Origin of the sequence: Avibacterium volantium (genome assembly GCF_900635775.1) — a bacterium.
Lineage (GTDB): Bacteria > Pseudomonadota > Gammaproteobacteria > Enterobacterales > Pasteurellaceae > Avibacterium > Avibacterium volantium.
Genome location: NZ_LR134167.1, coordinates 990,351 through 1,002,394, shown reverse-complemented (window position 1 = coordinate 1,002,394; position 12,044 = coordinate 990,351). Strand labels below are relative to the sequence as shown.

Below are 12,044 nucleotides of genomic sequence, written 5' to 3'. Positions count from 1 at the left end.
CGTTTACTATTCTTTTCTTTTCTGTAAAATAGCGCCATTTTTTCAACAAGATTTTATTTTAACTTTATTAACGAAAGGAAATTTATGTTCGCAGAAAAACTTTTTGAGATCACTAAGCGTGGCTCAACGGTACGCCAAGAAATTATCGCAGGTTTAACCACCTTCTTGGCAATGGTGTACTCCGTGATTGTAGTGCCAAATATGCTGAGTGCCGCAGGCTTTCCCCCTGAAAGCGTGTTTATCGCCACCTGTTTGGTATCAGGCTTAGGTTCTATTCTTATCGGCTTATGGGCAAATGCGCCAATGGCCATTGGTTGCGCTATTTCATTAACCGCGTTTACCGCATTTAGCCTTGTATTAGGGCAAGGGGTGAGCGTTCCTGTCGCACTAGGCGCGGTATTCTTTATGGGGATCGTGTTCACCTTAATTTCCGCAACAGGCATTCGTGCGTGGATTTTACGCAACTTGCCAGCCAGCATTGCACAGGGTGCAGGCATTGGGATTGGTTTATTTTTATTATTAATCGCAGCCAATGGCGTGGGCATTGTGGTAGGAAACCAAGCAGGTTTACCTGTGAAACTTGGTGATTTCACCACATTCCCTGTATTGATTTCTCTTGCTGGCTTAGCGGCAATCATCGGCTTAGAAAGATTGCAAATCAAAGGTGGTATTTTGTGGGTGATCATCGCAATTACTCTTATTGGTTTGGCGGTTGATCCTAATGTGAAATTCAGCGGTGAATTATTCAAAATGCCAACTTTTGGTGAACAATCATTGTTCCTTGAACTGGATTTAATGGGTGCATTACAACCAGCAATCCTGCCCGTGGTGTTCGCCTTAGTAATGACAGCGGTATTTGATGCCACAGGGACAATCCGTGCTGTAGCAGGGCAAGCCAATTTATTGGATAAAGACGGCCAAATTATCAATGGCGGCAAAGCCTTAACTTCTGACTCAGTAAGTAGCTTATTCTCCGGCTTATTTGGTACAGCACCAGCTGCGGTATATATTGAATCTGCCGCAGGTACAGCCGCTGGCGGAAAAACAGGGATTACAGCCATTGTCGTGGGGGTGCTATTCCTATTAATGCTCTTTTTCCAACCACTTGCGAGCCTTGTGCCTAGCTATGCCACCGCACCTGCGTTAATGTATGTGGGTTTATTAATGCTTAGCAACGTAAACAAATTAGATTTTTCTGATTTCATCGGTGCAATGAGTGGCTTAGTTTGTGCGGTATTCATCGTTCTTACTGCAAATATCGTAACTGGTATTATGCTTGGTTTTGCTACTCTTGTGATTGGGCGAATCATCAGCGGTGAAGTGAAAAAACTCAATATCGGCACAGTGTTAATCGCAGTCGCATTATTAGCATTCTACTTAGGTGGCTGGAACATTTAATTTCTTATCAAAAAATAAGTGCGGTGGAAATTTTGTGAATTTTTCACCGCACTTTTGTCTATTATGCCTTGTATTTTTAGATTTTACCTGCTTAATTTACTTCCACAGGCTTTACAATCTCACTCGGATAGCAGCCGAGAATTTTTAGGTAGTTGCTGTGTTCTTGCAATTCTTCTAACGCTTGTTGCACTTCTGGGTTATTGATATTGGCATCAATTTCAAGGTAAAACATTTCGTCCCACGGCTGACCATAAATCGGGCGGGATTCTAGTTTCGTCATATTAATATTATGCTTTTTGAACACCAATAACGCGTCCACCAGTGAGCCGGCTTGGCGTTTATTTGTCGTCATCAATAACAGGGTTTTAGTGTGAATTTGCGGTGATACTACCACTGGCTCTTTGGCAATCACAATAAAACGTGTGATGTTATTCTCTTGATTGGCAATATTGCTTTTCAGCACGCGTAAACCATAAAGATGACCGCCATCTTCATTCCCCAATGCCGCAATATTTGGCTTGTTCAGACTTGCCACTAACTGCATTGCGTGCGAGCTGCTTTCGCAATATTCAATATGTACACGATCAAGACTGCGAATAAACTGGCTGCATTGCTGGATCACTTGCGGATGGCTGTATAGGGTGTCAATTTGGCTTAACTCGCCGTGTTCCGTTGCGAGTACGCAATGTTTGATCGGGTATGCCAATTCACCAATAAGCGATAAATCCGTATGCTGTAACAAATCATAGACTTCATTTATTGAACCTGAAGTCGTGTTTTCCAGCGGCAAAATGCCGTAATCCGCCTCGCCATTTTGCACTTTTTCAAATACTTGCTCGAAAGAGCTGCAACTTAGTTCAATAAACGGTTTTTGATAACGGGTTGCATAACTGCGTGCCGCAAGATGAGAATAAGATCCGCGTTTACCTAAGAAAGCAATATGGCTATTTTGCTCACGCTGTTCATTGAGTTTCTTTTGCAAATAGGCTTGCTGAGTCAGCACAGAATCTTCAATAATTTTCTGGAAAATTTGCGTGATATATTGTGGATCAAGCTGATAATTTTCATTTTCAGAAAATTGAATCAATTCTTGTAATAATTGTTGCTCACGCTCCACATCACGCAAGGCTTTCTGCGTGATTTCCTTGCTACGCACCACGTCATAAGCCAAACGATGACGCTCCGAAAGCAGTTTTAATAAACTGCGGTCAATTTGGGTGATTTGTTGTCTAATTTCTGCTAAATCCAGTGCCATTTTGTTATCTCAGTTATAGGGGATTGAGGTAGGATAAACAAGATTTTATTTGAGATCAAATGAATGTGTATTTCTTTCAGTGATTTGAATTGAGAATGTAGTTAAGGTGAATTTTAAAGTGCTGTGAGAATTTTTTGAATTTTTAAAATTCATTGAAAAATCACCGCACTTTATTGTTTGGCTAATTACAAAGAAATCTCAATGGTCTAAAAATCCATCCTCCTATTCCCCCTTACCAAACGCCAACATCACCTTGCCAATGTGCGTGCCTTTATCCATTTCTTGGTGTGCTTGTTGCACATTTTTAAAATCAAAGACTTGATGAATAATGGTCTTCGCGATTTGCTCACTTTCTAATTTGCCCCACACATTTTGTTTTAGCGATTGGGCAATTTCCGCTTTTTCAGCTTTAGTGCGACTACGCATTGTTGAGCCGGTGATATGGAGGAGTTTTAAGGCGATTTGCAATAAATCCACATCTTGTGCCACTGCACCGCCCATAAAGCCGATTAAAAACAATCTGCCATTTTGCTTTAAGCAAGCTAAATTTCGTTGGAAATAACTCGCGCCGACCACATCTAAAATCGCGTCAATTCCGCCCGCACTTTGAATAACTTCGGCGAAATCTTGCGTTTTATAATTAATCGCAACCGCACCATATTGTTCAACAACGGCACATTTTTCTGCATTGCCTACGGTGGCGTAGGTTTTAATGCCTAGGCTTTGTGCGATGGCAAGCGCAGTTAGCCCAATGCCACTTGTTCCGCCGTGAACTAATAGACTTTCCCCTGCTTTAACCTGTTGTTGCATAAACAAATTTACCCACACAGTGAAAAGGGTTTCGGGCAGCGCGGCGGCTTCTAGCAACGAATAATTTTTAGGAATTGGTAATGCTTGGCTGGCTGGCACAAGACAATATTCGGCATAAGCACCACCGTCTGTTAAGGCGCAAACTTTATCGCCTAGCTGAAATTCACTCACACCTTCACCCACCGCAACTACTGTGCCTGAAAGCTCCAAGCCCATAATGGGCGTAACACCTTTGGGCATTGGATACACCCCTTGGCGTTGCATAATATCAGGGCGATTTCCCCCTGCATAAGCCACTTTAACCAGCAGTTCACCTGCTTGCGGTGTGGGAACGGTGGCTTGTTCTATAAATAACACATCGGGCGCGCCCGCTTCTCGCATATTAATTTGTTCCATTGTATGTGGTGTTGTTTGTGGCATTTTATTTTCCTTACATTTTACTTGGATAATAGATTTTTACTTTTTCCTGATGATCTTGCGCTTGTTCAATTAATTTTTCTGCAATTTGCTGCCCTGTCATTGGGCGATAATCCGCAAACACACTGTCTGGTAAAAACTTAAACAGCCACGCGGCGATCTTTTCTCCTAAGCGAAAATCAGCACGTTCGCCTAGAATTAATGAAGGCCGTGCAATTTGCAAGCAATTTAGTTGTAATGCTGTGAGTGCCTGTTCTGCTTTTCCTTTGGCTTGGTAATAAAACAAGTTTGACTGAACATTGGCGCCAATCGCTGATACAAAAACAAAGCAAGGTACATTCGCTTGTTTGGCTAAGGTTGCCAAGGCGATGGGATATTGCACGTCCACTTTCAGAAACTGTGCTTTGCTACCCGCTTTTTTCAAGGTAGTGCCAAGGGCGCAAAAGACTTCGTCCACAGTAGGCATTGTTATATTTTCAAGCTGATCAAAATCAATTTGTTGAACAAGAATTTTGGGGTGAGAAAAGGTTACCGCTCGGCGAACCCAAAGAATAATCTGTTGATAGCGCGGATCTTCGCATAATAATTCCACTAAGGCCTTACCCACCACGCCTGTTGCGCCCACAATTAATGCTGTTTTCATTATTTTCTCCAATGAAAATGCCGTTAAAAAACGGCATTCTGCGATAAAAATGGGGGTAAATTAAAACTCTTGCACCGTTGGACGAACGGTGATTTCGTTCACGGCAACATTGTCTGGCTGTTCCACCGCATAAGCAATAGCACGGGCAATAGAGCTGGCTGGAATTTCGTGGGCAGCATAGAATTTTTGCACGCGTTCGCGAGATTCTGGATCGCTGCTGCTGAATTTTAATTCGCTTTCAATCCCCCCTGGGTACAGGGTGGTTACGCGGATATTATGTCCTGCCATTTCAGCACGCAACCCTTCGCTAATGGCTTTCACGGCAAATTTTGTAGCGCTATATACCGTGCCGCCGCCTGATGACACTTTCAAACCAGCCACAGAAGAAAGGTTGATGATATGCCCTGAATTTTGTGCAAGCATTATTGGCAACACTGCCGCAATGCCGTATAGCACGCCTTTGATATTCACATCAATCATTCGATCCCATTCATCTACTTTTAACGCACTCATCACTGCACCCGGCATAATGCCTGCGTTGTTGATTAACACATCAATGCGACCAAATTGTTGTAACGCAGCTTGTGCCAGTTTTTCTACGTCTTCACGTTTTGACACGTCCATTTGCACCACAACGGCTTCGCCACCTTGTTGCTGAATTTGCTCAGCAAGGGCTTGCAAACGTTCTAAACGTCTTGCACCTAGTACCACTTTAGCTCCTAATGATGCTAAATGGCGCGCGGTTTCTTCACCTAATCCACTTGACGCCCCCGTGATTAACACCACTTTGCCTTGAATATTATTGCTCATTATTGTTCCTTATTTCATTGATTTTATTAGATAAAAAAGAGCGGTGAAAATTTTCTCAATTTTACACCGCTCTTGGGGGTCTGTTGACCATTCATTGTACATTTGAGTTATCGTTTAAAATTAGTGCAATCGCGGCGCTGTTCGAAACCAAGAGTGGTTCTCTTGGTGAGAACGGCAACAAAGAGTGCGCTAATTTTAAACTTAACCCGTAGGGCTGGGGCTATTTTTCGCGATTACTGCGTTGAACGCGGTTCGTTTAGAATAACTAAACTTCACCGCGTTCGCCTTGTTCTCACAAAAAATAGCTACCAGCTCAAATATACAATGAATGATCAACAGACCCCAAAATTATTTCACTGCTTTCAATAATTCATCAGCAGCTAAAATCCCTAAATTATTTGATGCTAATGGGCTGTCGCCAGTAAGCAATTTGCGATCTTTGTGAACTTGACCTGTGATGCCTTCGTTCATAATTTTCACGCCTAATTTAGCAAGATTTCCACCCACTAACCATTGTAATTTACCTGGCATATAGCCGATTGCTTGGTTTGCGCCTTCATCTAATGAATCTGGGAATACGCAAAGCTCATAGCCTTTGAATGGGAAATCTTCCGCTTTTTCACCTACGCCAGCCGCTAATAAAGACGCTGGGCCGTGGCATAAAGTGATCACGTGTTTATCTTTATTTAATGCCCAATCTAACACTTTTTTCACATCTTTGCTGTGTGGCACGCCAGCTAATACGCCGTGACCACCTGGGATAAATACGGCGATATAAGGTGAATCTTCCGCTAACACTTCAGGTAAAATATCTTCTAATTTTTTCGGATTCACTAATTTTGGCAAGTATTGGTTATATAAATCCATTACCGCTTTATCTTCTTCTGGCATTGCCCAAATTTCTAATTTAACTGGGTTACCTGATAAGGTTGCCACATCAATTTCAAAACCAGCGTGGTGCATATGCAACATAGGTAATAACATTTCAACGGGGTGGTTACCTGTTGAGAATAATTTACCGTTTTGCATTTCGATATAACGCTCATCTGTACCGATCATTAATACTTTGTGTTTACCGCCAGTATAAGGTTTATCGAATTTGAAACCGTCAAAGTCTGTTTTTTTGCTGGTATATTGTGTTAAAGAATATTCTGATGGGAAGAACGCATTGTGTTCAGCGCGATCCGCCACTGGGTTTTTACTTAAATCTGTCATTTTACTCTCCAAAGTTTTTATCTTATAAAGTTCACTATGAAAAACCGTTTTAGCGTTTTTTCTGGCGTGCATTCTAGCCCTAGATAATTAAGTTGAAAAGGGATAAAATCGGAATAGACTATTCGCAAAAAAGGAATAATATGAATAAACTTGATGCCTTGCGTTATTTTAGTGTGGCAAGTGAAACTTTAAACTTTCGCGAAACTGCACAACGCCTTGCGGTGTCGCCGCAGGTGGTCACCCGAATGATTGCCGAGCTAGAAAATCTGCTGGGCGAACGCTTATTTCAACGCAATACGCGTAGCATTAAACTCACGGAATTTGGCGAGCAATTTCTGCCCCAAGCACAACAGCTATTGGCCGATAGCGAGCGGTTGTTTTCTTCGCAAAAAATTAATGATAAAGCAATGCAAGGCATTGTGCGAATTACCCTGCCGCCAATGCCCTATAATGATCAGGTTTTGTATGAATTATTGACCGCACTTGAACCCTATCCTAATTTGGTCATTGATTGGCGTGTTTCTCTAGATAAGCTGAAAACCATTGATGATCAAATTGATATTGGGCTGCGTGTCTGTCTTGAGCCTGAGCAAGATTGGATTGCACACCACATCTTCACCTTGCAAGAAAAAATTGTTGCCGCACCGAAATTATTGCAACGCTTAGGCACGCCTGAAAGCCTGCAAGATCTGGCGTTAAACTACCCACTCAGTGGCTTGATTAACCCGAAACTAAAACGCATTTGGCACTGGCAAATTAATACTCAACAGCATTTTATTCCAACTCACCCGAAATTTTTGGCTTCTGATATGTATAGCGAATTGCAATCCGCTTTGGTGGGGCGAACTTGCTCGCAGCTGGTTGATATTTTATGCCAGCCTTATATTGATCAAGGCAAATTGGTAGAACTGTTTCCAGAGGTGGAAAAACAAAAATGGCAGCTTTATTTATATCGTCCTTATCAAAGCGTGGTGAGTGAGCGAGTATTATTTGTTTTTGAAAAATTAAAAACGATTTTGCAAAATATTGTGAAACGGATAGAAATGGAAAAAAGTGAATAAAATAAAGTGCGGTGAAAAATAAAGCCATATTTTTTAATATGGCTTTATTCATTTTACGATTTAGATAAATACTTGATTTGGCGCGAGATAACCTTGTGGCACTTGCTGTTTATCTTCAAAGGTAACAAACTCCCACGCCTCTTGATCTTCAAGCAAGGCTCTTAATAATTTGTTATTTAAGCCGTGCCCTGATTTATAGGCTTTGAAATCACCGATGATGTTATAACCACACATATATAAATCACCAATAGCATCAAGCATTTTGTGGCGTACTAGCTCATCTTTAAAACGAAGACCATCTTCATTTAAGATGCGATAATCATCAAGCACAATAGCGTTATCTAGGCTACCACCTAACGCTAAACCTTGTGATTGTAAATATTCAATATCTTTCATAAAGCCAAAGGTTCTTGCACGGCTAATTTGTTGCACGAACGCTTGCGCGGAGAAATCCATTACATAATTACGCACATCTTTACCAATGGCAGGGTGATTGAAATCAATGGTGAAATCTAAACGGAAACCATTGTAAGGTTTAAATTCTGCCCATTTATCACCGTCTTCCACACGAATTGGCTTTTTCACGCGAATAAATTTTTTCGCTGCATTTTGTTCTTCAATGCCTGCATCTAATAAAAGATAAATGAATGGGCTTGCACTGCCGTCCATAATTGGAATTTCTGGCGCGTCCACTTCAATAATCACATTATCAATGCCTAAGCCTGCAAGCGCAGCATTCAAATGCTCTACAGTCGAAATACGAATGCCTTCTTCATTTATCAAACAAGTACAAAGCATTGTATCACGCACGGCATTTGCGTTGGCAGGGAACGTTACCGGTGGGTTTAAATCCGTACGGCAGTAAATCACTCCAGTATTTGCCATTGCTGGGCGTAAGGTTAGGGTTACTTTGTTGCCACTATGTAGCCCTACACCTGTTACTTTAATACTCTGTTTTAAGGTTCTTTGTTTAATCATAATGTTTTCTAAATCCATTGTATAACAATAAGATTTATTCCTTTATTTATCTTCTGGTTTACGCATAAAACTGTTCGCGTTAACTAAACCGTCTTCTCTTTTAAGAGAATTTAAGCGATCAGTAATTGGCGTATCTAAAATATTTCTATTCGTTAAATCCGCAGGGCGATTTGGCATTTGTCCTTGTTGTGGATTATGTGGCTGATAACCTGTTGCCTGCTGTTGCCCAAATGGTTCTGGATTTGCTTTTTGCATCGGCTGACCTAATGGTGCGGTACGCGGTGCAATTTGAATATCTGGCTCATCAATATCACCAATACCCGTTGCAACAATCGTTACGCGCAATTCGTCTGTCATATCTGGCACTAAGGTTGTTCCCACTACAACAGTAGCTTCTTCTGAAGCAAAGGCTTTGATTGTATCGCCCACCACGGTAAATTCGTCTAAAGTTAGATCAAAACCTGCGGTAACATTAACAAGCACCCCTCTTGCGCCAGCTAAATCCACATCTTCCAATAATGGGCTAGCAACCGCTTCTTGTGCCGCTTTCTCTGCTCGTCCATCACCAGCTTCACCTTGAACAACGCCCGATCCCATCATTGCACGCCCCATTTCAGACATTACGGTACGAACGTCTGCAAAGTCCACGTTGATTAGACCCGGAGAAGTAATCATATCGGAAATACCTGTTACTGCATTACGGAGAATATCATTTGCAGCAGCAAAAGCATTCACTAAGCTGATGTTTTTACCTAATACTTTTAATAACTTCTCATTTGGAATGATGATCAAAGAATCAACATGTTTAGAAAGCTCTTTAATTCCCATTTCAGCGAATTGCATACGCTTTCTACCTTCAAATGAGAAAGGCTTGGTTACTACGGCAACAGTCAAAATACCTAATTCTTTTGCAATTTGTGCAACGATTGGTGCTGCACCAGTTCCTGTACCACCGCCCATACCTGCGGCGATAAACACCATATCAGCCCCTTCAAGCATTGCACGAATAGCATCTTGATCATCTTCTGCGGCTTTACGCCCCACATTTGGGTTCGCGCCCGCACCAAGTCCTTTGGTTGTTGAACCACCGATTTGAACAGTTTGTTGCACATTGCTTTTACGCAATGCTTGCGCATCTGTGTTTACGGCATAGAAAATAATTCTATCGTGTTCGTCATTTGTTGTTGGGAAGGCTAATTCATCAGTCCCCACTAATGTGCCGCCAATATCATTTTTAATCATATTAGCAACCATATGGTTTACGGCGTTACCGCCACCACCGCCAACACCAACGACTTTAATCAGTGCGCCGTTCATATCACCAAGATCATAATCCACTGGTTCAAACATAGTTATTCTCCGTTAATGCCAAGATTTGCTGGCACAAAATTAAAACTTAAATTGCTCTTATTGTAGATGAAAAATAAAAATTCTCAAAATTCTGACCGCACTTTATTGCTAAAAATTCCCAAAAATAATAAAAGAAGTCGAAAAAATCGTAAATTTTCCACCGCACTTTTATTTTTAAGCAATAAAATGTTTTTCACTAAAACTTAATACAAACTCAACCAATTCACTATCTGCTTGGGCAAACAGTTGTTTTGAAGGTTGATTATCAGTTTTTGCGATCACTTCGTTATTATTTAACACTTTAAGGGTTGTAACCAATTTTTCCAATTTGCTGATCGCAATCTCTGCATTATTGATGCGTTTTTGCCCTTCAAAATCAAACGGTTTCACGACTACCGCCGCCATTGGGATTTTCATTGCGTTAAGTCTCTCTGCAACCGCTGCAATCACCATTGACGATGTATTACCACCAACGGCTGAAACCAAAATAACAAAATCGCTATCGCCCACCATTTGGCATAATTTTTCTTCTACTTGTTGATCCGCCAAAGATTCTTGATTTAATTCATCACTGAGCAACAAGCTATCTTGCGCATTACTTGAATTAAGCACGTCTTTATCGTTATCTATGGCATAAAACGCAAATTCATTGCTATTTGGTGCGGTAATGAACATATCGTCTTGATCATTTTTCTGCATTTTATCCATAATCATATGGAGTGCTTTTGTACCATAAGTTCCGATACCAAGCACGCTGATCAATAATGTATCATTCATTTTTTTCTCCCATTTTAAATAAAAGTGGTTAAAATTCTGACCGCACTTTATTTACAACTTTTTTCAATCCTGACCAGAATGCCCCTAAGAAACTCTCTCCTGAGCCATATTGTTCGTTAATTGGGCTTTCATCTTCATCATTATGGTTATACTGTAATAACCCCACAACGGTAGAATATTGCGGTTTATTAACATAATCGGTTAAGCCGGTAATATTTAATGGGCTACCGATACGCACTTGCATTCCAAACACTTTCGTTGCACATTGTTTTAGGTCTTCAATCTGTGCGCCACCACCGGTAATTACAATACCTGCGATTAATTCAAACTTCATTTGTTTGCTTTCAAGCTCATACTGTAATTGGTTTAATTCTTGGCGAACTAAGCCTAATAATTCTTCATAACGCGCAGAAGTCGCAACTGATAATTGTTCTTTTGTTAGCACACGCGGCGCACGTCCTCCGATGCCTGCCACTTCAATTCGTTTTTCTGGGTGTGAAGATGGCGGATTCCACGCACTGCTGTAATTAACTTTAATGCGTTCAGCTTCTGTTCTTGAGGTTTCACAGGCATAGGCGATGTCATCGGTAACACGATTTCCTGCATAAGGAATTACTTTACTAAAACGCAATGCGCCGTTGGTGTAAACCACAATGTCCATTGTGCCAGCGCCGAAATCAATTAAGCACACGCCAAGATCTTTTTCATCTTCCGTTAGCACGGAGCAACCTGATGCCACGCCCGAATAAACGATTTTATCTACTTTTAATTTACAGCGTTCTACCGCTTTTTTAAGGTTGTTTTGCCAATCCTGATGGCAGGCGATCAAATGCGCTTGCGCTTTTAAACGAACGCCCTGTAAGCCTAGAGGATCTTTAATATTTACCTGTTTATCTACGGCATATTCTTGCGGAATAATATGCAATAAAGAAAGCCCTTCGCCCATTCTCACGGAGCTGGCTGTGTGCATTGCGGAATCAATTTCCTCTTGCGTAACTTCGCCTTCAGCAATCGGCACAAAACCGCTTTCATTTAAGCTTTGAATGTGATCGCCCGTAATCGCTAAGGTAACGCTTATAATTTGGCAATCTGCCACAGATTCCGCCGCCTCGATTGCTCGTTGAATTGAGGTAACCACTGCGTTTAGGTCAGTAATGCTACCTTTATCAATGCCCTTGGAAGGGCAGCTTCCCACGCCTAAGATATTCACTACGCCGTCTGGCAACACTTCACCCACAACAGCGACGACTTTAGAAGTACCGACTTCCAATCCAACAATCGTTTTTGATTCCACAATCTTTGCCATTTTCTAACTTCTTATCAGGTAAAA

The 12,044-nt window shown here is 41.4% G+C and carries 11 protein-coding genes; 2 read left to right on the top strand and 9 right to left on the bottom strand.

The features are described 5' to 3' along the window. Positions 1-84 precede the first annotated feature (84 nt). A complete protein-coding gene (locus ELZ61_RS04885) occupies positions 85-1,398 on the top strand; it encodes an NCS2 family permease (protein ID WP_103854073.1) in 1,314 nt (437 codons plus the stop codon). Positions 1,399-1,489: 91 nt separating this feature from the next. Here the strand turns inward: ELZ61_RS04885 and pheA are convergent, their stop codons facing one another. The 5 genes from pheA to hchA form a co-directional block, all read right to left on the bottom strand. Continuing rightward, positions 1,490-2,653: a prephenate dehydratase gene (gene pheA, locus ELZ61_RS04880; RefSeq protein ID WP_126371886.1), complete on the bottom strand. Its 1,164-nt coding sequence runs from the start codon at positions 2,651-2,653 to the stop codon at positions 1,490-1,492. A 222-nt stretch (positions 2,654-2,875) separates the two neighbouring features. Then, on the bottom strand, positions 2,876-3,883 hold the full coding sequence (locus tag ELZ61_RS04875; protein WP_126371884.1) for an NAD(P)H-quinone oxidoreductase: 1,008 nt from the start codon (positions 3,881-3,883) through the stop codon (positions 2,876-2,878). A gap of 10 nt (positions 3,884-3,893) precedes the next feature. After that, entirely contained in the window at positions 3,894-4,523 is a 630-nt protein-coding gene (locus tag ELZ61_RS04870) for an NAD(P)H-binding protein (RefSeq protein ID WP_126371882.1), read from the bottom strand. A 60-nt stretch (positions 4,524-4,583) separates the two neighbouring features. Then, on the bottom strand, positions 4,584-5,333 hold the full coding sequence (locus ELZ61_RS04865; RefSeq protein WP_126371880.1) for an SDR family oxidoreductase: 750 nt from the start codon (positions 5,331-5,333) through the stop codon (positions 4,584-4,586). 348 nt (positions 5,334-5,681) lie between these two features. Further along, entirely contained in the window at positions 5,682-6,548 is an 867-nt protein-coding gene (hchA, locus tag ELZ61_RS04860; RefSeq protein ID WP_126371878.1) for a glyoxalase III HchA, read from the bottom strand. Between the two features lie 140 nt (positions 6,549-6,688). Here hchA and ELZ61_RS04855 point away from each other — a divergent pair, with 140 nt between their 5' ends. Next, positions 6,689-7,609, top strand: coding sequence for a LysR family transcriptional regulator (locus ELZ61_RS04855; RefSeq protein ID WP_126371876.1), 921 nt, complete (start codon positions 6,689-6,691; stop codon positions 7,607-7,609). A gap of 60 nt (positions 7,610-7,669) precedes the next feature. Here the strand turns inward: ELZ61_RS04855 and lpxC are convergent, their stop codons facing one another. From lpxC to ftsA, 4 genes are all read right to left on the bottom strand, one after another. Further along, positions 7,670-8,587: a UDP-3-O-acyl-N-acetylglucosamine deacetylase gene (gene lpxC, locus ELZ61_RS04850; protein WP_103854069.1), complete on the bottom strand. Its 918-nt coding sequence runs from the start codon at positions 8,585-8,587 to the stop codon at positions 7,670-7,672. 42 nt (positions 8,588-8,629) lie between these two features. Continuing rightward, positions 8,630-9,937 carry a cell division protein FtsZ gene (gene ftsZ / locus ELZ61_RS04845; protein ID WP_126371874.1) on the bottom strand — a complete coding sequence of 436 codons (1,308 nt, stop codon included), beginning with the start codon at positions 9,935-9,937 and terminating at the stop codon, positions 8,630-8,632. A gap of 174 nt (positions 9,938-10,111) precedes the next feature. Further along, positions 10,112-10,714: an FtsZ/tubulin family protein gene (locus tag ELZ61_RS04840; protein ID WP_126371872.1), complete on the bottom strand. Its 603-nt coding sequence runs from the start codon at positions 10,712-10,714 to the stop codon at positions 10,112-10,114. Positions 10,715-10,742: 28 nt separating this feature from the next. Beyond that, the gene (gene ftsA / locus ELZ61_RS04835) at positions 10,743-12,020 is read right to left on the bottom strand and encodes a cell division protein FtsA (RefSeq protein WP_126371870.1); all 1,278 of its coding nucleotides are present in this window, start codon (positions 12,018-12,020) and stop codon (positions 10,743-10,745) included. Positions 12,021-12,044 lie beyond the last annotated feature (24 nt).